The 25,015-nt window shown below is 41.2% G+C and carries 16 protein-coding genes; 7 read left to right on the top strand and 9 right to left on the bottom strand.

Annotated features, from left to right (window positions below):
* Positions 1 to 123: 123 nt before the first annotated feature.
* Positions 124 to 1,044: a DUF808 domain-containing protein gene (locus tag JMY09_RS01215; RefSeq protein WP_201621756.1), complete on the bottom strand. Its 921-nt coding sequence runs from the start codon at positions 1,042 to 1,044 to the stop codon at positions 124 to 126.
* Positions 1,045 to 1,810: 766 nt separating this feature from the next.
* Between JMY09_RS01215 and JMY09_RS01210 the strand changes: the two genes are divergently transcribed.
* The 5 genes from JMY09_RS01210 to JMY09_RS01190 all read left to right on the top strand — a co-directional run bounded on the left by JMY09_RS01210 (position 1,811) and on the right by JMY09_RS01190 (position 8,257).
* Positions 1,811 to 2,671: a DsbC family protein gene (locus JMY09_RS01210; protein ID WP_201621755.1), complete on the top strand. Its 861-nt coding sequence runs from the start codon at positions 1,811 to 1,813 to the stop codon at positions 2,669 to 2,671.
* 349 nt (positions 2,672 to 3,020) lie between these two features.
* A complete protein-coding gene (locus JMY09_RS01205; protein WP_201621754.1) occupies positions 3,021 to 4,394 on the top strand; it encodes a homoserine dehydrogenase in 1,374 nt (457 codons plus the stop codon).
* 122 nt (positions 4,395 to 4,516) lie between these two features.
* Positions 4,517 to 5,698 (top strand): thiolase family protein, encoded by a 1,182-nt coding sequence (locus JMY09_RS01200; RefSeq protein ID WP_379606644.1) that lies wholly within the window; start codon positions 4,517 to 4,519, stop codon positions 5,696 to 5,698.
* A gap of 551 nt (positions 5,699 to 6,249) precedes the next feature.
* Positions 6,250 to 7,098 carry a DUF2382 domain-containing protein gene (locus JMY09_RS01195; RefSeq protein WP_201621753.1) on the top strand — a complete coding sequence of 283 codons (849 nt, stop codon included), beginning with the start codon at positions 6,250 to 6,252 and terminating at the stop codon, positions 7,096 to 7,098.
* A 535-nt stretch (positions 7,099 to 7,633) separates the two neighbouring features.
* A complete protein-coding gene (locus JMY09_RS01190; RefSeq protein ID WP_201621752.1) occupies positions 7,634 to 8,257 on the top strand; it encodes a YsnF/AvaK domain-containing protein in 624 nt (207 codons plus the stop codon).
* Positions 8,258 to 8,456: 199 nt separating this feature from the next.
* On the opposite strand, the gene JMY09_RS01185 is transcribed toward JMY09_RS01190, so the two are convergent.
* Positions 8,457 to 8,990, bottom strand: coding sequence for a hypothetical protein (locus JMY09_RS01185; RefSeq protein WP_201621751.1), 534 nt, complete (start codon positions 8,988 to 8,990; stop codon positions 8,457 to 8,459).
* Positions 8,991 to 9,206: 216 nt separating this feature from the next.
* Positions 9,207 to 12,014 carry a preprotein translocase subunit SecA gene (gene secA / locus JMY09_RS01180; RefSeq protein WP_201621750.1) on the bottom strand — a complete coding sequence of 936 codons (2,808 nt, stop codon included), beginning with the start codon at positions 12,012 to 12,014 and terminating at the stop codon, positions 9,207 to 9,209.
* Between the two features lie 493 nt (positions 12,015 to 12,507).
* On the opposite strand from secA, the gene mutS reads away from it, so the two are divergent.
* A complete protein-coding gene (gene mutS / locus JMY09_RS01175; protein ID WP_201621749.1) occupies positions 12,508 to 15,810 on the top strand; it encodes a DNA mismatch repair protein MutS in 3,303 nt (1,100 codons plus the stop codon).
* Positions 15,811 to 15,918: 108 nt separating this feature from the next.
* Complete coding sequence (fdxA, locus tag JMY09_RS01170; RefSeq protein WP_201621748.1) at positions 15,919 to 16,242, top strand: ferredoxin FdxA; 324 nt, start codon at positions 15,919 to 15,921, stop codon at positions 16,240 to 16,242.
* A gap of 322 nt (positions 16,243 to 16,564) precedes the next feature.
* Here fdxA and JMY09_RS01165 read toward each other — a convergent pair whose 3' ends face one another.
* The 6 genes from JMY09_RS01165 to JMY09_RS01140 form a co-directional block, all read right to left on the bottom strand.
* On the bottom strand, positions 16,565 to 18,052 hold the full coding sequence (locus tag JMY09_RS01165; RefSeq protein ID WP_201621747.1) for a fused MFS/spermidine synthase: 1,488 nt from the start codon (positions 18,050 to 18,052) through the stop codon (positions 16,565 to 16,567).
* A gap of 384 nt (positions 18,053 to 18,436) precedes the next feature.
* A complete protein-coding gene (locus JMY09_RS14755) occupies positions 18,437 to 18,886 on the bottom strand; it encodes a pilin (RefSeq protein ID WP_201621746.1) in 450 nt (149 codons plus the stop codon).
* A gap of 135 nt (positions 18,887 to 19,021) precedes the next feature.
* The gene (locus JMY09_RS01155; RefSeq protein ID WP_201621745.1) at positions 19,022 to 19,468 is read right to left on the bottom strand and encodes a pilin; all 447 of its coding nucleotides are present in this window, start codon (positions 19,466 to 19,468) and stop codon (positions 19,022 to 19,024) included.
* Positions 19,469 to 19,944: 476 nt separating this feature from the next.
* The gene (locus JMY09_RS01150) at positions 19,945 to 20,433 is read right to left on the bottom strand and encodes a type IV pilin protein (RefSeq protein ID WP_201621744.1); all 489 of its coding nucleotides are present in this window, start codon (positions 20,431 to 20,433) and stop codon (positions 19,945 to 19,947) included.
* Positions 20,427 to 20,924 (bottom strand): type IV pilin protein, encoded by a 498-nt coding sequence (locus tag JMY09_RS01145; protein ID WP_201621743.1) that lies wholly within the window; start codon positions 20,922 to 20,924, stop codon positions 20,427 to 20,429. Before JMY09_RS01145 ends, JMY09_RS01150 begins: the two co-directional genes overlap by 7 nt.
* A gap of 1 nt (position 20,925) precedes the next feature.
* Positions 20,926 to 24,966 (bottom strand): pilus assembly protein, encoded by a 4,041-nt coding sequence (locus JMY09_RS01140; protein WP_201621742.1) that lies wholly within the window; start codon positions 24,964 to 24,966, stop codon positions 20,926 to 20,928.
* Positions 24,967 to 25,015: the final 49 nt, after the last annotated feature.

Raw genomic sequence — 25,015 nt, 5'->3', positions numbered from 1 at the left:
TGCTATAGGATAGAGTGTACAGCGTTACTCATCTTAGTTATCATTGCTTATTTATAACTATTGATAGCACACTCTGGTAACCTCAAAGTGCCCTAGCTATCCTTATAACGGTTACTTTTAGCTTTAGTGAGCAGCTGATTTGCCACCGCGTATCTTGCCAATAATAGTAACGATAGCGACTACTATCACCCCTACTATTAAGCCGACTAAACCATTAAGTAAAGTAGTAGTTACTGTTTCGAATACTCCAGTTAAATGAGCAATATCTTCTACGCCATGATGCAAAAATCCTATACCGTGAACTAAGATCCCACCGCCTACTAAGAACATCGCTAAAGTACCAGCAATAGATAAGAACTTCATTAGCTTTGGCGCTGCTGCTAATAAAAAATCACCGATTTTTTGTTTAATATTACTGCTCTGTTTTTTGAGATAAAGGCCTAAATCATCTATCTTGACGATACCTGCAACTAGTCCATAAACCCCAATAGTGATTAAAATCGCTACAATAGACAGTACTAAGGTTTTGGTTAACAAATTTGCACCAGCCGCCGCCCCTAAGGTAATGACAATAATTTCTGCTGAGAGAACAAAGTCAGTACGTACTGCACCTTTTATTTTTTGCTTTTCAAAAGCTACCAAATCTATAGTGTCATCGGCATTAGCTTGTCGGCGTGCATTCTGCTCTTCATCATGCGGTAGAATATGTGGCCAAAACCTATGAATAACTTTTTCCGCTCCCTCATAAGCTAAATATAATCCACCACACATCAATAAAAAAGTCACTAATGGGGGATATATAGTGCTGATCAATAACGCTGCTGGCACTAATATTAGCTTATTGATGAATGAGCCTTTTGCTACTGCCCAAACAACCGGTAGCTCACGATCTGCTTTGACTCCAGTGACTTGTTCAGCGTTGAGTGCTAAATCATCGCCCAATACCCCTGCAGTCTTTTTAGCAGCAACTTTAGTCATGACCGAAACATCATCTAATATTACACTGATGTCATCGAGCAGCATTAATAAACTAGCACCTGCCATAGATATTCCTTAATTGAGAGTGATTTGGATATATTGTTTACGAGTAGCCTGCATAGCTGCTATAACCTTAGGCCCAGCTTTTGCAATCATTTGGCAATAATGCTGTTAGTGACGATAGTTATAATAGTAAGCTTAGCGAATACAGACTGTTTATTATCAGTAGACTACCTATAGCGACGCTTATATTAAACAGTAACAATGTATTTTATTTTTATGGCTATGTTTCTTCTTGCTTGTATCTAGTGCCATTTAATCCGTGTTCATCTTGCTTATGACAACCTTAGCTGGTGCTACAGGATGTGTTTGGCTGCTATTTTAAAAAATATGTTAATATACAATGTTTTATTATTTTGCTAATAACCATCATATGCAAAAGTTATGCCGAATAAGTACAACGCTATTGCCAGCTAACTATTTTTAGTTTAAGTGCGGTTAAGCAAGTGACCACAACACTTATACTCTGTTGATAGAGACTTTTTTTAGACACTGATTTTATAGTAGCTGACGGCAACAATAGTCTTGTCCTCGTACCTACGATTTTTACTTAGACTAGAGCACAGCTTTGATAAATCAGTAGCCATCAGCAGTAACTACTTGTGCAAGTTTAATCCTCTTTACTAGATTTTAGCTTAGCGTTTTATCGCTAGTATTATCTGCTTTACTTTTTATGTCATATTATTTTTTTGTATGATAGTTTTTTATATCACATTTTTTATATCACGTTTTTTATATCATATATAGGCACTTGGCCTACAGGAAACCTCTTATGTCCCTATTTTCAGCTACTAAAGCCCACTCAACTACTCAGAAGCTCTCTCGTAGTAAACTGACGCAGGCGATGATGAGTACGCTATTAGTCATTGCTGCAGTAGGTTGTTCAAATAAAGAGGCTGACGCTACTAATAATAATAGCGCTACTATTGATGCCGCCCCAACCACTCAAAATGCTAGCAACGTTGCAAAAGCCAGTGATCCTGCCGTAGTGACAGCATTACAGACCAACCTAAAAGCTTCTGGGATTGAAGAAAAAATTATCTCCGCAGTACCTACTGATATGCCAGGTATTTACTGGGTAACTGGTGAAGGAGTTCCACCATTTTTTGCCGATAAGTCAGGTAAACATATTATTCAAGGTCAAATTATTGCTGTGGGTCAGCAAACACCCGTAGATATCAGTGCTGCTCTAGTAGCTGCTACCGCTAAACAAGCTCTGACAGCAGTCGATAAAAAAGACATGATTATCTACCCAGCAGTAGGCAAAACTAAATCTGTGCTCTATGCCTTTACTGATGCCGATTGTGGCTACTGCCGTAAAATGCACGAAGAGATGGCTGATATCAATGCACGTGGTATAGAAGTGCGTTATTTAGCTTGGCCTCGCAGTCAAGAAACTATCCCTAAAATGGAAGCCATTTGGTGTAGTGAAGATCGTAATGCCGCTATGGATCAAGCAAAGATGGGCGCTAGTGTGCAAGGGCCTAGTTGTAAAAACCCTGTTGAACAGCAGCTGGCCTTAGGGGCAGCGCTCGGTGTACGTGGGACCCCTGCGGTATTTACTGAAACGGGCGAGCAAGTTGGTGGTTATCTACCAGCAGCGCAACTGGCACAAGCACTTGGCATTAGCTAAAAAGCATTAGTTGAAAAGTATTACTCAAAAGCTATCAAATGTAAGCTTTTAGGGGTTAGTCGATACCTTATCTACTAACCCTTTATTCTAGCAACGCTTTAGTGATTGCAGATGCTTGGCGATATGATACGATAAAGCAAGATGCCGATCAGCTTGTTACTAAGCATGCTATTATCAGTATAGAGCTATAACAATACAACTGTTAACATTAGGCTATAAAAACTAAGCTGTTACTACCTTTGCACCCTAATTATTAGGGGTCTAAGCGTTAATCAGCCTAATTATTGACTCCACTTCCCCCTTATTTCTATTTAATTACTTTTTATTAATCTAATCTCTTGAGGATACTGTGAGCAAATCCATCAAACTAGCGATACTAGGCCTAGGTACTGTCGGTACAGGCGTCATCAATCTAATCAGCGATAATTTAGACGAACTAAAGCGTCGCAGTGGTCGTGATATTATTATCACCGAAGTCGGCACCCGTCGTCAGCGTGATGATATTGATCCTGATATCACCCAAAATAGTGATTTAATGGCTATTGCGGCTAGTGATAATGTTGATATCGTTATCGAAGTGATTGGCGGTACTACTCTTGCCAAAGACATCATCTTGCACGCTATCAAAAATGGCAAACATGTAGTCACTGCTAATAAAGCGCTACTTGCCGAACATGGTAATGAGATATTTGCCTTAGCTGAAGCTAATAATGTGCATGTAGCTTATGAAGCAGCAGTGGCCGGTGGCATTCCTATAATCAAAGTCATGCGCGAAGCTTTAGCGGCTAACAAGGTTGACTGGCTGGCGGGTATTATTAATGGTACTGGCAACTTTATCATGACTGAGATGCGTGACAAGGGTCGTCCGTTCGCTGAAGTACTAGCTGAGGCTCAGGAGCTTGGTTATGCCGAAGCGGATCCTACATTCGATGTCGAAGGTATCGATGCGGCGCACAAACTAGCACTTCTCGCCTCCATCGCTTTTGGTATTCCATTACAGTTTGACCAAGTGTACTGTGAAGGTATTACTGATATTACTTTGCAAGATGTCAATTATGCTGAAGAGCTAGGCTATCGTATCAAGCACGTAGGCTTTGCAGTACGTCGTGATGGCAACGCTAATAGTGATGGTACTGACCAAACTCATTCAGATAGTGCCGGTATTGAGCTACGTGTTCATCCTACTTTGATTCCGCAGAATACTTTATTAGCTAATGTTAATGGAGTCAAAAACGCGGTATTAGTTAACTCGCATCCGCTTGGACAAACTTTGTACTATGGCGACGGTGCCGGTGCTGGGGCGACGGCTTCAGCAGTAATGGCTGACGTGATGGATTTAGTTCGTGTACTAGGTTCAGAAGCAGATAGCAGTCATAGTGAAACTAATCATGGCCATCATGTTCCTCATTTAGGTTTTATACCTGATCAACTATCAGATACGCCAATATTGCGTGCAGAACAGATGATTACTGGCTACTATCTACGTGTGCACGCTTATGATAACCCTGGGGTATTGGCAGATATTACTCGTATCTTGAGTGATGCCGGTATCAATATCGACGCAATTTTGCAGAAACCTGCGCATAAGCTTGGGCAAGTGCCAGTTATTATTCTGACTTTACCGGTAGTTGAAAGCCAAATGAATTTGGCTATCGAAAAGATTGAAAAACTAGAAGCAACTACTGGTAAAGTCATACGTATTCGCTTGGATGAGTTGGCTTAATATTGACCGACAGGTGCGCACTATAATAAACATTTGCCGTCAAAACTTGTTATAACAGGTTTAAACCTAGCTCATTACTAGACTAATCAATTTATAAAAGTGTAAAAATAAGGGAAATAACCATGTTGAATGATGCAGTTGTTATAGTTAATGGCGCACGTACACCAATGGGTGCTTTTCAGGGTGCCTTAAAAGACGTCAGTGCAACAGATCTAGGGGCGGCGGCAATCAAAGCAGCGGTCGATCGTGCTGGAGTCAATGTCGATAGTATTGATGAAGTGATTATGGGCTGTATTTTGACTGCTGGTCTTGGTCAAGGTCCTGCTCGTCAAGCAATGCGCAAAGCAGGTCTCAATGATGCTACTGGTGCTGTGACTATCAATAAGCTTTGTGGCTCTGGTCTTAAAGCTGTGATGCAAGCTCATGATGGCATTAAAGCTGGCAGTTTCAATGTTGCGGTCGCTGGCGGTATGGAATCAATGACTAATGCTCCTTATATTATGCCAGGCGCGCGTAGTGGCTACCGTATGGGTCACAAAGAAGTCAAAGATCATATGTTTTTGGACGGTTTAGAAGATGCGGAAACCGGCAAGCTTATGGGTCAATTCGCTCAAGAGATGGCCGACCAAAAGGGCTATACCCGTGAGCAGATGGACGAATTTGCCATTGAATCCTTAACTCGCGCGTTAACGGCTATCAACGACGGCCACTTTAAAGATGAAATCACTGCGGTGACTTTTAAGACTCGTAAAGGTGAAAAGACAGTCGATACCGATGAAGAGCCTGCTTTAGCGGATGCCGAACGTATTCCTACTCTGCGTCCAGCTTTTTCTAAAGACGGTACTATTACTGCAGCTAATGCCAGTTCTATCTCAGATGGGGCTGCAGCTGTAGTAGTCATGCGAGAATCACAAGCTAAAGCCGAAGGCTTAGACTATCAAGCACGTATCATTGCTACTGCTTCAAACTCGCGCCATCCTAGTGAATTCACTATTGCTCCTATCGGCGCTATTGAAAAAGTATTAGCCAATGCTGGTTGGTCGGTTGCCGATGTCGACCTTTGGGAAATCAATGAAGCTTTTGCTATGGTAACTATGGTGACTATGCAAGAACTAGCTATTGACCATGCCAAAGTAAATATCGAGGGTGGTGCTTGTGCTTTAGGGCATCCGGTAGGGTGCTCTGGCGCTCGTATCTTGATCACCTTAATGCACTCGTTACAGCGTACAGGTGGCAAAAAAGGCGTAGCTACTCTATGTATCGGCGGCGGCGAAGCAGTAGCAGTAGCTATCGAACTGCCTTAATAGCCTTTTATAACTGCTTTAGCTCCTTATAACTGCCTTAGCCTTAAATTATTAACTGTGGTTGTGATAACTATTTTTACGTAGAGCTTAAAGCCCCTTTATCTTATATATTTTTAATAACCGCAGCGGTTTATTCGTTGCGGTTTTTTAATTTCTCAAGAAAAATTGCTACGGTCTTATAACACTGTAAGAATACGTTAACTTATACAAGTGCGATGTTATTTCGTTTACAGCCTATTACACGCATTTACGTCTAATGCACACTTTGCTACCTCGCTCATATATCCCATCAAAAAACTGAATGCTATTATCATTGCAAGTTCAAGTTAATGCAGAAGCAGCGATTTGAGATGGCTATTAAAAATTTATAAAAAGTCATTGAATTGTTGCGATATTAATAATAGCTAAAGCAGTAGTTTCGGTTATTAGCTATTGATAGTATTTAATAGTGTTTTTACTTAGTATTATTTTTAACGCTATTGTTTTGAGATAAGATTTTAATAATCGTTTTTATACTTTACTTATAATTTATATATAAAAGGAAGAAAATAATGAGTCAATTAATTCGTTTACAAGATATCCAAGCTACTCAACGTGACCTAATTGGTGATGATTACTACGATCCAACAGGCAAAACTGCTTATGGCGTTAATGAAGAAAAGATTGGTAAAATTGATGGCGCTTTAGTAGAAGATACTACTGGCCGTATCCGTTATTTAATCGTTGACGCAGGTGGTTGGTTCAGCTCAAAAGAAGTTTTAGTACCAGCAGGTTTAGCTCGTATCGTTGGTGATGATGTATTCTTTGATAGCTTAACTAAATCACAAGTAGAAGCCATGGAGCAGTACGACCATGACTATCAGTATAGCTATAAAGAGCAGTATGAGAACGATCGCAAAACTTTTGTTGCTGATACTATCCCTACAGAAGAGCGTATGGACATTACTGATACCTCTTACAATGCGCCAAACACTTTAGAGCTGTTAGAAGAACGTTTAACAGTAAATAAAGACCGTATTGTAGCTGGTCTAGTAAAAGTAGGTAAGCATGTAGTTACTGAAGAATGTAATGTAGAAGTAGAGCTTGAAGAAGAGCATGCTCATATTGAACGTACTAACGTAGATCGTCCAACTGATCGTCGTATTGGTGATGCTAACGGTAATGAAACTGTTGAAGTACAGTTAGAAGCAGAGCGTGCTAACGTTGCTAAGCAAACTTTCGTTACTGAAGAAGTAAATGTAGGCAAAACTACTCAAAGCCATACTGAAACTATCGTAGAAACTATTCAGCGTGAAGAGTTAAACATCGATCGTGATGGTAATGTAGTAGACGCCAATGGCTCACTATACGAAAATGATAGTATCACTGCTGAAGATGTACGTAGAGCTCGTGGTATGTAATAAGCTAAAGGTTAGCTGCCTAATTTATTTTATTAGACTGTTAACCGTTAAGTACAGTTATTAGTAAGTACTGTTACTTATATTACTTAGCAAATTAAGGCCAGAGCCTGTCTCTGGTCTTTTTTTGTGTCAGACTCATAATGTAATTCTTTGCAGTAATCTATGCTAAGTTGAGTAGTCAACTAAGTTGCTCAATACCTTTAGTCTTTACCAAGGCATAGCCTTAACTTTGATAAAGATTTTTACCTTAGCGCTAATTTTATTTTCTATTAATAATTTATATCTGCAATAATACTAGTATGAATAATTATACTAAATTGAGTGGTCAACTAAGTTATTCAGCAACTTTAATCTTTGCAAATGCATAGCATTAATTTTGACAAAAATTTTTATCTTAGCGCTTATTTTATTTTCTATTAATAATTTTTATCTATAGCATTACTGGTATTAATAATATTAGTATTAATAATAAAAGCTCTTTGATAACGATACTGTACCGACTATAAAAAATATACTAACCATAAGGATTTGAATAATGACTATCAATAATAATCTAAACGAGCATCCTACTCTATCCCCTACCGATGCTGATAACAACGCTATGCTTACTGATAGAAGCGCTGATAATAAACTGCCAGCACCTGACTATGCTGCAGACAAAGCAAAAATGGCTATGAACACTGGTGATGGTTATCTAGAACTTTTAGAAGAGCGTCCAATAGTTAATAAAGAGCGCTTAGATATTGGCCGAGTCACTGTGACTAAGCATACTCGCACTAAAACTATTGAAGTGCCTATTGAGTTGATTGAAGAATATATTACTGTGCAAACTGAGTATCATGACGCTGAGAGTCAAGATCTGTTATCAGGCAGCTACGACGATAAAGACATCTTACGCCATGTGGAGCCTTCATTAGCTAGTAATGCCGTAGTAACGATAAATGATAAGCAAGTCACCATCGGTGATGCTCCTATTGAAATTATCATCTCTCGTCAAGTGGCTACTATCACCAAAGAAACTTATGCCATTCAGGAAGTTGCTATTAGCAAGAGTGTTCATACTCATGTCGATAATATAGCTATTGAATTGAAACATGAAGAGCTTGATGTCCGTGAAGAAGGGTTCTTGGATCATAACAATACCCCTCTTACTAAGTAGTCACGATGCTAAGTAGTTAAGATCACCAGTATTTACTCCTATGATCTATATTTTTAGCTACAAGCTTTGAATTCTAGGATAGCCCTAGTTGTAACCCTTGATCCTAAAAAATGCCAATAAAAAAGCAACGATTACGTTGCTTTTTTATTGCTAATTATTGAGGTACTCTTAGAAACTCAATAAGCTATTAAACTTGTAATTAGCCAGATTTATTACACTGGTAAGTTTCAACTTTGGATGCATCGGCACCTGCAGTACGTATTACGCCAGTTTCACGTTCGGTATGAGCGACTCGCCACTGTACAAATCCTTGCGTACCATCCATTGCTGTCGCACCTTCAAACACTTCAGGATTAGAACCTTCGTTAGTCTGCTCTAAACTAACTGTCCCTTTATTAGTCACTAGCACTACCGAGTTTTCTTCATCTTTATAAGTTGCTTGTACTTTAAGCTCAGGTGAGCATAAATAGACCATTTGAGTAACGCCAGTATTCACTGAAGCGATAGTGTCATCCGCCACTTCACTTTCTGGGGCATCATCAGCCGCCACCACTATATCATTTGGCTCTGCAGGATCTGCAGACATAGGTACTGGCTGTTCAGCATTAATATCATTTTCTAAGCTTGCTTCTGGTTCTGGCTGTTGCTGACAAGCGCTAATGCTGATCATACTAGCTAATAAACCCGCAGTAACAACAGACGACCGGATTTTTTTTAGTGATGCTAAATTCATATCCTACTCCTACATTGATAGGCTAAATACTATAGCGTGTCCAACTATTAACGCCTACTTGCAATTTGTAAGCAATGATTGTTTAACACGCCCCAAATAACTATACAGTAGATTGCCCACTCGCTAAACAAAAAAATGCCCATCACTATTATTAGCAATGGACACTATATAATCAGCAGTAACGTTGTTAACTTATGATGCTAAAGGCACTATCTACTAAATCTTACCGTGACACTGTTTATACTTAAGGTTTGATCCACAAGGACAAGGAGCATTACGACTAACATTCATATGGCTATAAGGGTTTGGCTCAGCATTGTCTACATTATTATTGGCAGTAGCAGCACTACCACTAAGATTAACGCTCATATTACCGTTATTACGCGCAGGCTGAGTACCTTGGCTCGTATCAGCTAACTGTTGAACCTCGCCATTGATACCACTAGTATCGGTATGCTCGAATTGCATTTGCATACGCTCACGATCAGCACGTTGCTGGGCTTCTAGTGCCTCTAACTCTGCTTTGCTAGGAATATGCACTCGCGACAGATCTTGTACTGTTTCTGACTTGATAGCGGCGAGCATCATTTGGAACAGCTCGAACGATTCACGCTTGTATTCTTGCTCTGGGTTCTTTTGCGCATAGCCACGTAAGTGAATACCTTTACGCAACTGATCCATTTGAGTCAAATGTTCTTTCCAATGCTTATCTAAGCTTTGCAGCATAAAATGACGCTCAAGTTGAGCGGCGCTCTCCTCACCCATTTGCTCACGGCGTTGATGATAGTGCTCCAGCGCAGTTTCAACAATTTTTGCTCGCAAGCCTTCTTCATCGAGACGACGATCTTGATCTAACCAATCGTTAATCGGCATATACAACTTAAATTCGTTTTCAAGCTCATCCTCTAAGCCATCGATATTCCACTGATCATCGATTGAACCTGGTGGAATAAACTGATTGATCATAGCGTTATAAACTTCTTTAGTCATCACTTCAATAGCGACTAAAAGATCTGTTTCGGCAAGTAGGTCATCACGCTGACCATAAATGACTTTACGCTGGTCATTAGCAACATCATCGTATTTTAGTAGATTTTTACGCGCATCAAAATCGCGACTCTCAACTTTACCTTGCGCATTTTCAATAGATTTAGACACCATTTTATGTTCAATAGCTTCGTCCTCTTTTAGACCCATGGCGCGCATCATGTTGACTACTCGATCACCAGCAAAGATACGCATCAAGTCATCTTCTAATGATAGGAAGAAACGTGACATACCTGGATCTCCTTGACGACCGGCACGACCACGCAATTGGTTATCGATGCGACGTGATTCATGACGCTCAGAACCGATAATATGTAGGCCGCCTGCCGCAACTACTTGGTCATGCTTAATCTGCCATTGAGCTCTTAGACGTTTCATCTCTTCTGGACTGACAGATTCAGGATCTTCAATGAAAGACTGCCAGTTACCACCTAAGATAATGTCGGTACCACGACCGGCCATGTTGGTTGCGATAGTGACCGCCTTAGGACTACCGGCCTGTGCAATGATTTCAGCTTCACGCTCATGTTGCTTTGCGTTTAGAACGTTATGTTTCACACCTTCTTGATCGAGTAAATACGATAATTCTTCACTGGCCTCAATAGTGGCAGTACCCACTAGTACGGGCGCTCCTTTGGCTTGAATCTCTTTTATCTCACGAATAATACCTTGGTATTTACCCAGCTTAGTCAAAAATATTTGATCATCTAGATCGACCCGTGCAATCGGCATATGAGTTGGAATAACAATTACATCCAAATCATAAGTTGACTTAAACTCTGCCGCTTCTGTATCAGCAGTACCTGTCATGCCCGATAACTTGTCATAGAGACGGAAAAAGTTCTGAAAAGTAGTAGTCGCTAGCGTCTGGTTCTCAGCTTGGATTTCAACACCTTCTTTGGCTTCAACCGCTTGATGCAGACCCTCTGACCAGCGACGGCCCGGCATAGTACGACCAGTGTTTTCATCGACAATGACCACTTCGCCATCATCAACAATATAGTGGACGTTTTTCACAAAAATATGATGGGCACGAATAGCAGCTTGTACGTGAGCCAATAAGGGTAATCGACTAGGGCTGTAGAGACTTTCTTCAGGACCTAACTCACCGACTTCGATCAAAAAACTCTCTATTTTTTCATAGCCTTTTTCGCTGATTTCTATTTGACGGTTCTTTTCATCGATCCAGAAGTCTTCTTCTTCATTATTCTTATTGGCCTCTTCATCTTTTGAGCGTACTAATAGCGGAATAATATTATTGATCAGCGCATACATTCGTGATGAGTCTTCGGCTTGGCCTGAGATAATCAGCGGCGTACGAGCTTCATCAATTAGGATAGAGTCAATCTCATCGATGATACAATAGTTTAAAGGACGTTGCTTTTTGTCTTTTAAACTAAAGACCATATTATCGCGCAGGTAATCGAAGCCATACTCGTTGTTAGTACCATAAGTGATATCAGCTTGATAGGCGTCGACTTTTTCTTGTCCAGACTGCTGCGAGTAGATAACGCCAACTTTTAGACCCAAAAAGTTAAATAAAGGACGGTTCAAGTCGGCATCACGAGCGGCTAGATAATCATTGACTGTGACTACATGGACGCCTTTGCCACTGATACCATTTAGATAAATGGCTAAAGTAGCCATCAAAGTTTTACCTTCACCGGTCTTCATTTCAGCGATCTTGCCTTCATGCAAGGTGATACCACCGATTAGCTGCACATCATAATGGCGCATGCCAGTGATACGTAACGAGGCTTCACGGCAGACCGCAAAAGCTTCTGGCAGTAATGCATCTAAACTCTCGCCTTTTTTGAAGCGCTCTTTGAACTCCACGGTTTTCTGTTGTAGCTGTTCATCAGATAAGGCTTGTGTAGCAGCCTCATGAGCGTTAATTTTGGTGACTACTCGACGCATGCGCTTTAGTTCACGGTCATTCTTCGTACCAACAACACTACCTACAATCTTTGATAACATAATTTTTAACCTATAAGAATATTTGATGATTAACGTTCAGTAGTCGAAGCTGAGCCCGCTGTTTTATTATCACTGTCGTTATTCGACTATTATTAGCAGGGTAGCTTGCTTGACTATCATTACTGGTATTATTAGTGCTACTTGCCCGTTTGACCGTTGGTAACTGACAATCATTATTTGATTAATATTCGTCAACTGGCTAACCAGATAATCACCTGACTAGCCGTCTATTAAGGATGCCGACATTATATATGGTTATGATGCTGTTGGATACAAGGGCAATAAGTAGATATTTGCTGAGGCGAATTAGCACTTAGGCATGTTAAAATAGCTTTTATTATTATCAATTTACAGCTTTACTTAGTCGCTTATTTACTTCCACACTTGCCCTTACCTAGTAAAACTATTTTTTCAATAGCAACAAATAAACGATCTAAGGATGTTCAAATCTACCTTGTTAGAACACCCTTATTAGAAATAGAAGAGACTGTGCATGACTGTTAAACCCGCTACCCCAAAAAAACTTTTATCAGACTCGCTATCTGACCATACCTTAGACAACCCAGCCTCTAAGCGTTTGACTATCGGTGATACTATTTATGACTTGGCCGATCACACCCCTATGATGGTGCAGTATCTGACGATGAAAGCCAACTATCCACAAGCGTTATTATTATATCGGATGGGCGACTTTTACGAGTTGTTTTTTGAGGATGCTAAACGTGCTGCGCAAATTCTAGACATCACCTTAACTCGCCGTGGTACTGATAAAGCTGGGCATACTATCGCTATGGCTGGCATGCCATTTCACGCCGCTGACAGTTATATGGCGAGGCTAATTGCTGCAGGACAAACCGTAGTAGTCTGCGAGCAAATCGACGAATCTGCCCCTAGCCAACTCCCTACTATGGGTGCTAAAAGTAACAAACAGCAGTCGCAATACGCTAATAAAGATAGCGCTACAGACTCAGCGAACCCAGCCAATAAACCTACTGGTATCATGCGTCGTGAGGTAGTCAAAACGCTTACTGCTGGCACTATCACTGATGACGCTTTGATAGCCCCTAATCATCGACCTACTGTAGTGGCTATTGATATTGCAGCACCTGCCTCAAAAGCAGGCAGCAAGCGATTATGGCAAGCCGCTATCAGTCAGCTGGACTTAGCCGCAGGAACCTTAACTACCCAAACCTTAAGCTCACTATCAACCATCAGCACTACTACTGACAGCGTTAAAGACTTACAACAGCAAATGCTAACGGTGATAGCTCGTTTTGCCCCTAGCGAATGTATCGTCAGTGAAGCCCTAATTGACAGGGTCGGCGAAGAGTGGATGCTGTGGTTACGCAGTCATCTTGACTGTCCAATCATCGAAGTGGCAGCTAATGACTTTTATCGAGATCATGCCGCAACGACTCTGTGCCAACAGTTCGATGTACAGCGCCTTGATGGGCTAGGTATCCTCGATGCGCCGCTATCGCAGACTAGCTGCGCCGCCCTTATACACTATGCTAGACAGACTCAGCAACGTCATGTGCCACAAGTGAATCAGCTGATTGTTGAGCACCATGATGACTATTTAATTATCGATGCCAACAGTCAGCAAAACTTGGAGCTATTTAGCCCAGTCAGTGTCAATGGGACTTCACTTATATCAGTAGTCAATCACTGTAAAACCCCAATGGGTCGACGTCTATTAGTCCAACAAATGCAACGGCCATTGCGGCAACATAGCCGGATCAATCAGCGTTTAGAAGCTATTACTAGCTTGCTAAAAAACCAACAGGCTTTGAGCAACGATAAGCCGTCGAATATTAGGGGTAAAGCAGCTCCGTCTTTGGTACAAAACCTGCGGCAAACTTTAAACAGTATCGGTGATATTGAGCGCATCAGTAGTCGTATCGCCTTGATGAGTGCGAAACCACGAGACTTACGCAAGCTGGCTGATGGCATTGCTAATTGTGAGCCGTTGAGCGTGCTACTTAGTACTATTGAGCTAAACCCTGAGTCTACTAGTCGACACAGCTGCCTATTAACTAGCCTAATTCAGCAATTGCCTGCACAGCTGCCAGTCCTGCAACAGACTGCGGATCTGATTGAGCGCGCTATCCTCGTTGAGCCACCTGCTCATATTCGTGATGGGGGTATGTTGGCAATAGGTTTTGATGAGGAGTTTGATCGCTTAAGCCATCTGCATGATAATATTCAGACTACTCTTGATGAGATGGTCGAGCAACAGCGTCAATCTCATCAATTGACTAGCTTAAAAGTTGGTTTTAATAGAGTCAGTGGTTTTTATTTTGAACTGCCAAAAATGCAGGCTCAGCATGCACCTGCTCACTTTATTCGTCGGCAAACGCTAAAGAATAGCGAGCGCTTCATTACTGATGAACTTAAAGAGGTCGAAACTGAGTATCTAGAGGCGCAAACCTTAGCGTTAGCTCGAGAAAAGGAGCTTTATCAGCAGCTGCTGATTACTTTAAACACTAATCTAGCACCACTACAGCAGTTAAGTGCTGCTCTTGCCCAACTAGATGTGTTAACCAATTGGGCACAACTGGCTTGTACTTATAATTGGCAACGTCCGCTGATGACTAACGACTCTTTAGATAAGTCAGTAGCTCTTAAAAACAGCACAGCTAGCAATCAGCAAAACCAAATTAATTTTGATCAGCAAGCAATAAGCCAAAACCAGCTTCATAGCCACACTAACAGCAACTACAATAGCAGTAGCAGTAGCCAAACCAGTATTGATATCGTTGCTGGTCGCCACTTAGTAGTCGAAGCAGCGCTCAATCCAACTAGTACTAGTCTCAATAGTATTGATACAAATTTTAGCAGTAGCTTTGTAGCTAATGACTGTCGACTTGGCAGCCCCAGCAATAATGATAATGGACATACTGAACGGCTATTGCTGATTACTGGCCCTAATATGGGCGGCAAATCAACTTATATGCGCCAAACGGCACTGATAGTGCTGCTCGCTCATTGCGGTAGCTTTGTACCAGCAGCGAGCGCTCGTATTGGTGATATTGATCGTATTTTTACTCGTATTGGCTCGGCTGACGACTTAGCTGGTGGCAAATCTACCTTTATGGTAGAGATGATAGAAACCGCTAATATCCTCAATCAAGCTACTAATAAATCCTTAGTACTGATGGATGAAGTCGGACGTGGAACCGCCACTACCGATGGTCTAGCCATTGCTCATGCTTGCGTCAATAAGCTGTTGGCTATAGGCTGCTTAACGCTATTCGCTACTCATTACTTTGAGCTAACCCAGTTGGCTGACCTTAGCTATAATGATCAAGCTAACGGTATTCGCAATGTCCACGTCGCTGCTAGTGACGTCGATGGTCAACTGTTACTATTACACCAAATCCGAGATGGGGCAGCCAGTTCCAGCTTTGGGCTCCATGTCGCCAAAATGGCGGGTATTCCAGCAGAAGTACTGGCCGATGCTAAACGCTATTTAGTTGATAATTTAACCGTTACTGATAACAGCGATAAATCAACTGACAAATTAACCCTTAAAGCAGCTATCCATGTTGCGACGGCTGATAACAAAAACGACTTAGCTAATTCACTAAATGACCAAAGCCGGCAGAGTTATGCGCTTAGCGAACAAAAAACAGCTAGCAACACCCCACAGCAGGCTGTTTTAGATGATACTAATTATCAATATAATCAGCTACTTGCATTGCATAGCACTTTGGATAATACTGATCCTGACGCTTTAACACCCAAACAAGCTCACGACTTACTTTATAAGCTTAAGCAACTCATTAGATGTTAAAGGGAATTGTTAAAGTGGCGTAAAAGCGCTAAAATACGTTTTATTTTTATGTGAATTTTCTTCACTCTATTCAGCACTCAGCCGAACCAATAACAGGTAGCCAACACCATGACCTTTGTCGTTACAGATAACTGCATCCTTTGCAAATACACCGACTGCGTGGAAGTTTGTCCGGTGGACTGCTTTTATGAAGGACCGAACTTCCTCGTCATCGATCCTGATGAGTGCATCGACTGCGCCTTATGCGAGCCAGAATGCCCAGCTAATGCTATATTTTCAGAAGATGAAGTTCCTAAAGGTCAGGAGATGTTTACTGAACTCAATGCGGAGCTGGCACAGAAGTGGCCAAATATTACTGAGATGACTCCCGGACTACCAGAAGCCGAAAAGTGGGATGGTGTTGAAGGTAAGATTCAATATCTAGAGAAGTAGTTGCAGCAAAATTTTAGACCGTAAGCTGGGTTTTTTAACCCAGCTTTTTTTATGTCTTTTAATAGGGTACAGCTTATCATTCAGCTTATAAGTGATTTTCTACTATGCAAAATTATGATTTTACATAAGGGTTTTCGGAGCTAAAGCGGCAGCCTATACGATATTATTTAGCTTTATTTCTTGTACTTTAAAATACGATATTTACTATCAATCAATATGTATAAGTAGCCTTAATTGACAAGATAGACTTGCCGTAGGCTGGGTCTTTTAGACCAGCGCTTTTATTGATATGGTTGAACACGACACCATTGTTTATTATTTCCTAGCTCATCTCAATAGATCGATAATAGTATCTATCCAGCCTTGGCAAGTCATCCGTATGCACCTTTTGACGCCTATTAAAATAGTCAACTTGCACAAGCCTTTGGCTACCAGGACAGGCAAAATTACATAGCATAATATTTTGTAGATTGGGGCTATCATTTTTAGTTAGAACATAAGCGCTATCCCCAAACACCTCATACCAGTTTCTAAACAGGGTTTGGGTATAACCATGCGCTCTATTCGGCTGCCCTATAATATTTGCCATGATATATTTACTGTTTTCTTTAAATTGGCTAAGTGCTTCTAAGGTGTATAGATTGCTAGCCACATAACGACCTTGAAAGGCGTCGATGAGCATAAAATCATAACGAGCATCGCTATTACGAGTCAAATAGCCGCGAGCATCATCGCCGATGAATTCAATATTGTCTGCTATTGGTGCTTTTAAAAAATGCTCTTCGATAATGTCTGGCAAATCCTTATCGATATCAATAACCGTAAGCGCCATCTTAGGATTATGATGGGCAACTTCACTTGGCGTTCCCATGCCTGCACCGCCTAAGAACACTAAAGTACTAGGCGCAGTTTGCTCGATAGCTGCTACCGTAATCTCGCCATACCAATGACAATTCTTCTTAGTTAAATAGATCCAGCAGCTACTGGTTGATTGTCCTGGTTTATCGGTAATAGTGACAGCTAGCTTATCTTCATAAATGATCTGTTTAATAAACCAAGCCCCGGTTGAGGTCTGATAGCCAGTATCTACCTTGCTAAGAAATATAAAAGCGGCGGTTAATACAACGGCTGATATCGCTAGAAGATAGTTCTGCCTAGGTGCCAGCTGACTAGCATAATCATCACTATAGAGTTGTACAGCCAGCTTAGTACATAAATAAGCACTTAGCGCTAGTGCCGTTATAAATAATGCCAAGCTGCTCATAAGACCGATATAAGGCAATAATAAAATTGGCGTTAGCGTTGAGCCTAGTACGCTCCCAACTGTAGTAATGGCTACCATCATGCCAGCATTTTTACCCGCATCGACGCCATCACTATTTGGATATTTTAAAGTTAAGAATTGGGTAATCAGAGGAATGGTGGTTGAGCCAAAAGCTAGGCCGATGCCGAACAATAAACCTACGCCCATAGCCGCTATAATAGGATTGCTAGTACTTAAAGTCATAGCCGCTAATAAAGGCAATTGAACTATACACGCAATAGCATGAGAGATGGCGGATAGTGACAATACATGACCCGCTTTTAATAAGGCTTGCCTCGGCGTCTTGATATCTTGTGATAAACGCCCGCCGTACCAATAACCAACGGCTATCGCAATCAACGCCATAGCCAAGATCACACCAGTGATAGAGATAGATGAGCCGATATAAGTCGCTGATATTCTAATCGCATATATCTCAATACCGAGACCAGCAAAGCCTTCAAGCAGTGCAATGGCTAGACATATTCCTAAGACTTTTCTTTGCATACAACCACTCGCCAGCGTGACTATTATTGGTACACTGAGTTTACACTATTGAAGATAATTTTAGAGCGATCATAATTAGAACTATTGGTAAAATACCAGTAGCGCGATAAACAGGGTTGAGATACCAAACAAAAACTAGGATTAGTAAAGCCTCTGAAGGCTAACGAGTACAGTAAGTGATAGCCTATAAGAGCCAGTGCAGAGTGTTGTTTTAATCTTATTATAGATGTATTACTTTTCTAGTAATCTTTTATGCCCATAAAATGACTCTTTCCTACAACCCGTATTTATACAATGATTTCACACTGCTGATGCTATAACCTACTGCTTAGGAAAAACTAAACATAAAGTGCCGCCTTTACATTACGATACCTAAACACCAGATTATGAGCAATTACCAGTACCTGACTTAAAGCCGCGGGCAGAGTTACATGTTGTACCAGTATTGGTCCAGATCATAATAGAAGCGTTGACTACAGTCGGCGTATTCATATAGATTAAACCGGTGCCTGTAATGTCCGTTGCGCCAGTAGTCGCAGTAATCACTCCATCCACTACAGAGGTTAATGCCGTAACGTTATCAGTCACAGTAAACGCAGCAATAGTTGGGATAGCATTGGTTCCAGCGTTACAACCGACAATTACACTAGTAAGAGCGATACATTCATTGACGGCTAATTTTATTGAAGCAAGTTCTGCAGCTGCTGCTGTAGCACGAATACGTGAGGTATAATTACTGTAATGCGGCATAGCGATCGCCGTTAGAATACCGATAATTGCGATAACAACCATTAACTCGATTAAAGTAAAGCCTGTTTGGGTAGTGGCTTTCATTATGTCTCCTACAATCACTTATAGTCTTTGTTATAGAGGATATTGTGTCACTCTTTAATGTTCGCTCAGTAGATACAAAAAGGCCAAACATGATGTTTGGCTTTTTTATTAATTGAAGACATCTAAGTTATAAGATTATGCGCAATCACCAGTACCTGACTTAAAGCCGCGAGTAGCATTACAAACTGAACCAGACTGCAACCAAATCATATTTGCAGCATCAGCAGCAAGCGTAGGCGTATTCTCATAAGTTAAATCATTACCTGCAGCATCTGTTGCACCAGTAGTTGCTGTGATGACACCGTCAGTTACCGTAGGTGCTAAAGTAACGTTTCTAGTGGCAGTAAAATCAGTAGTAGCTGGAATACCTTCTTCGCCAGAGTCGCACTCATCAAGAGTACCAGTAAAAGCGATACATTCGTTAACGGCTGACTTGACTGAAGCAAGCTCTGCAGCTGCAGCTGCTGCACGAGTGCGTGAGGTGTAGTTGCCATACTGTGGAATAGCGATCGCAGCCAAGATACCGATAATGGCAATAACGATCATGAGTTCGATTAAGGTAAAACCTTTTTGAGCGTTCATAAGCATGTCCTTTAAGATGATTGGATGGCTAGTAAGTTCTTACCACCTTTTATAAAATGAATGACAGTCCTAGTGAACTATTGAGCCTACTGTCTGTCTTATCATAATTATTGCAGGTAGTGTGCCAACTCTTTTTATCTAGAATACATCTAGGGGCTTACTTATTAACGGCTTAGCTCATGGTTTAATAGAGGAAAAATAACAGCTTATAGTCTTTAAATAACCTTTCATTAGCGATAGTCACTTTTTTTAGATTATTAAGTCAACCCTAGTAAGTATTAGCTAAAACTATATGTTGCTATATTGTTACTAAAATTTGTCACTTTTAAGTGATTCGATTGCAGAAGATACCTAAACCTGACGCTTTTTGTCAGATTTTAGCTTTGCTTTACTTAAATACAAACCTTGATACTGACAATGTTCGGCAATACGGTCTTATGGTTATCGAATAACCTATAAGGACTACCTCTAGAGTTTTAACGCCACTCATCACTCAGGCCACAGACAGAACCTCGGCATTTTTCTCCAGCATTATCCAGAGTTAGAGTACCGTCAGTAGCCATACGTTGAGTGACTATAGGGACTGCCGTTATCGTCCAATCCCTGCTAGACAGGGTAGTAGCATCATTCGGAGTGACCGTCACCGTATATAATGCTGTAGCAGATCTCGGAAAGCGCACACTACCATTAGCAGCAGGTGCCGTTGACATGATAGTAACCAACGGTATTCTGTCATAACGTCGATAGTTGATTTTATTAGACTCTATACGCAGAGCGATTTGTTGCATCTCGCTCATCATGTCTGCACGATTGGTACTCTGTGCATAACCTTGATAGCTAGGATAAGCGATGGTTGCAAGTACGCCTATAACCGCAACAACTATCATCAGCTCTATAAGAGTAAAGCCGTTAGGTTCACTATTACTGCCTGCTTTATAGGCGGTTGTTGGTAATGATGTCACCATGTCGTCGCTCCTGCTCCACAACCTGCAGTAGTAATAGTAAAGCTCAACTTATTAGCGCAGCGTAACCCTTGGCTAGTTATCTTAAAATTGCTTGCACTAGTCATAGTGATAGGCGTAGCCATTATCACCCAGTCATTAGCGCGCGCATTACCTTGATGTAAAGTACTAAATGTCGCCGGTCCAGTGACATGGCCTAGTTGGATAATATAACTTGGGTTAGTAGCGGGCCAGTTAATAGCTCCTGTACTATCTGCAATAGTATCAGGCTTAAAGCCTTTATAAGTCAGGGCCTTGGCTCGCCATTGTTCAAGCTCATTGGTTAGCGCTAGCATTTTGCGCTGCGCATCAGACTCTGCATTGCGAATCACATACACGCGATAGCTTGGTATGGCGATAGTCGCCAAAATTGCGATAATGGCCACGACGACCATTAGTTCTATAAGAGTAAATCCTGATTGTTGCAGGGTTCTATCATTTAACCATTTAGACATATCAATGCTCAATCCAGCTTAGTGGGTTGATACGTTTATCAGTATTAAAACCATCGAGAGGACCGCAAGTAGGGCCTGTACAAGTAGGCGGTGCAGGTTTGCAATCACCACTCGGGCAGATAACTTTAGGCTGGCAATCATCACCTTCACAGCGGTTAACTAAGCTACTAAACGTACTAGTATCATTGAACTGACTGATAATATTATCAACAATTCCTGAACCAGCATTAAAAGTAGAGCGTGCAGTCAATATCCCGTTACCCGCACCATCTAAGCAAGTACCATAAGGTAAGCAAGTACGTTCGCGTTGCGTCTCACCTTTGACACCAGCGCTACAAGCCTGAACTTCTTGCCCTTCGTCAGGGTTATAGGAAGAGGATACTAATATCCCAGCTAATGCATCTGGCTCATTGAACATTTTTATTTTGTAGGGTCCAGTAGTTTGTGGCGTCTCATTTAACCAAGCTGTGAATGGCATGTACCAGCCTTGTATAGCACCACTCTGCATTCCTTCTTTAATACCTGAGGTAGCTATATCTGCGGCAGAAAAAGTCAGCTTTTGTAGTTTATCGTTCCTATTGCTGATACCTGCTACCTTATTCACAGGTGTACGTAAATTCATCGTCGGCGTTGTAGCGGTGCCATAATAAAATAAGTCACTACGGGCAACATCCTTATCGATAATGTTGTATAGCGCATCGGGGATATTTCTGGTTGCCGTTACCGGATTACTGCGATCCCCTGTTCCTACTGTCACCATAGCTTGTACACCATTAGCGCTGCCTGGTATACCAGCAGCATCTACATAGCTATACTTGCCATTATAAAAGGTTACCAGCGGACGCTCATAAATACGTGGTGGTGCATCGCCAGTCGCAACTTGATCGCTAACGTCTAACACTTTGACTACTCTATCTACCTTAAAGTTATCAGTGTCGGCATTATTATTAATATCAGCGCGCCAAACTTGACCGCCTAAATCTGCGAAGTAGATATGATCTATAAGACCATCGTAGTTACGATCCATAGCTCTGATCTGCGTAACAATACTATGCTTAAGGTCTGGGGCTTTTGAATACTGCATAGAAGCAGAACGAGTAGTACTGTTACTACTACTGCCACTATTGCTTGCCCACCAAAGTAAAGCGCCATTATTTACGGTGGTGTCTATGGTTTCCTCATTATTGGTTTTAGTTTTGGCTTCACCCACTTGTAACATATAAACGCCATTACCTTGGGCCGCTGCTTTATTATGACATTGAGCGTTATTCGGGTAGCTAGTATTTAATTTGAAATTTGGATCTTCATAACAGCTATCGTAACCCCCAGGTAACAGGCTAACCATCACTCGTTTACCACCACTTTTTACATAACCTAGGCTCGGCTTACCCCATGACTGACCCATGCGGGCCAAAGCTTTTTGTTCTGCTGTGCTGCTGCCAGTAACGTTATTTTTAGTACCAGCTAGAGTTAGACTATTATTTTGTAATTGATTGGCATAATTAGAGCCAACCCCGTAGATAATCTCAGGGCTGTCAACATCTGAGACATCCAGAGCATAATACATAGAGCCACCCATGCGCAGACCACCTAACGCAAAGCTTTGATCGGCTTCATAAGTATTGACCGTTGTTGCTGTATCACCAGTACCTGTGGTGGTGGCTTTGGTAGTATAAGAAGCATAAGTGAGCCAAGGGGCATCGACTCCATAAGGGTAACTGCCATCTGCAGCAGAACCATTGCCACTGAGTGCTTTAGGCTGCAAATCGAGAATTTGTTTCGGTACAAAAGTAAAAGCCTCTTTACCGGTACTATCATCGAGCATGTGCAAGGCACCATCCATAGAGCCATAAATAATGTAATCTTTACGGTTACTAGTATCGAACCTACCCATAGCGTCAATGGCTACTTTTTTGGTGATCAGCTGCGGGATAGAATGCAACACACCACCCATGTTTTTTAGCCCTTTATCATGGGTAGAGGTTAAGGCAGTATTATCAGTTACTGTAGTAGTTGCAGGCTCGCTATAGCCCATAAAATTGAGCAAAGTTAGTTTTTGCGGATTAGTGTAGCTGGTCAAAGCAGCAAAATTTGCAGGTTTATTATCAGTAACCACTTGTGGATTGACGAGACTACTACCAACGTCAACGAACAAGTTCCTATTACCCACATTCGTAGTAGCATTGTCGAATATTTGTTGAAAAGCACCACCAACTTGTGGCTTTGCCAAATCAGGTTTTAGGGTATCAGCGCGAGTATCGTCGACGATAGTATTCCATAAGTCATAAGTATTTTTTGCGAATAACCCCGTACTATTAGCAAACACAAAACTATTATTTGCGCCAAATAAGGTAGTATCTTTAACCTTATATTTCTTGAGATTACCTTTCCATAATAACGATGACTTTGGAACGGGCTCAAGTATGGGTAGATAAGCGAATTTACGTGAGGTGAGACCTCCTAAGCTATCAAGAGGTACCGACATCGTTCCTGCTGATAATGATTCAATCTCTGTCTGACTAACATCTTCGATAAAGCTTCTGACACTATTGGCAATCTCTAAAGACTCTTGCGTATAATAAAATCCACCCTCACCGTAACCGTAGCCTTTTTCGCCAAGCTTACATAAGTTCTTGGCGTCTTGATTAGTAATAGCAGGGTTATCACAATCATAGACGGGTACTCTCTCAATCGTGCCATCAGACACAGTGATAGATTTTGTTATTTTTGCTTGCGCTACAATCTCTTCAAACACTCGGCCAAAGCCTACCGCCGCCGTCAAAACTGAAGTATTTTTAGCATTATTGCTATTATTCAATGCTTTTGAATACTCACCCATACATTGCCAACCAGATTGCTCCCCTTGCCTACTTCCTATATTAGTTAAACCCGAGTCACAAGAAGCCCCCATAGACAGTGCGCTACCGCTTAAGCTAGCTTCCATCAAGGTGATAGTCTCTGCATAAGCTCTGTTGGGTTCACCATCAGTCAAAAAGTATACCCCATAACCATCACATTGGGCAGGCACCCCACTAAGAGGTGAGCGGTAGGTCAACTTATTTGGCTGAACCTTAGTATCATTGACCGACAAATCAAAACCACTCGGCGTTTTCCTTGAATTACTCTTACTCCAATCTTTAGTAATAGCTCTGAGATAGCGAGTTGTTTTGAGATTAGTAAAGCCAGAATTAAAATTATTTAGCAGTCCTAAATTTAGAGAACTAGCGTTATCTTGCACTTTTCTTTCGTTATTACATGGATAATATTTATAATTATTATGAGTGGAAAAGCTGGTTTGATTCTTAGTACATTTATATAGGTCATACTTACCATTGCTAAGTTCTGAATAGCCAACCTCTAGATAACGAGTGGTCTGACTGCTGGTTAAGGTATTGGTCCCTAACATATAAGCACCTGCTTCAGCATAAGCGTTAGCAGTAGGGGTTCCATTGATGTTTGGCTGCAGGTTCTTAATGTCTTCAATTAATCTTTTTCGATGTTGCAAAGTCAAATTTAAAGCTGGTGCCAGTATTTGGCCTCCTTGAATCTCAAAATGACCTAGATAAAAGTTACCTAGTCCTATTTTGTATTTACTCAGATCGGCACTACTACCAAAAGCATCGTTACTTTTGGGGTTAGCAAACATAGGTATCAGTGCATTTTTTAGACGTCCCATACGACTATAGTATTTTTTTAAATTGGCATCATACCTATAGCTCACACTATAACTGACGCTATCGTTGGTTATTACTCCATCATCGTCATAGAGGTAGGAAACAATAGTTTCGTTCCTGATAGCATCTTGCAAACTCACCAGTGGGTAATCTGCTTCAATACTATTATTATTCATACTACCTGAGTTATCGAGCATCATCATAATAGTGGCATTACCAAAAGTCGCACCTTGGTATATCTCTAAATCGGAGGTGTGGCCAGCGCTGCTCGCCATACACCCTAAGACTGCTGTTGATAGTAGTCTTATACCCCAGCCTCTTCTAATAAGATGAGATGGGTTATCTTTGAGTTTTGCTGAGACTTTCATAATAATCGCCCATATATATTTATCGCTGTTATAAATAATTTGCTATCTC

The organism is Psychrobacter urativorans, assembly GCF_904846695.1.
Classification (GTDB): Bacteria; Pseudomonadota; Gammaproteobacteria; order Pseudomonadales; family Moraxellaceae; genus Psychrobacter; species Psychrobacter urativorans.
This window is presented reverse-complemented; position numbering and strand designations above follow the sequence as displayed.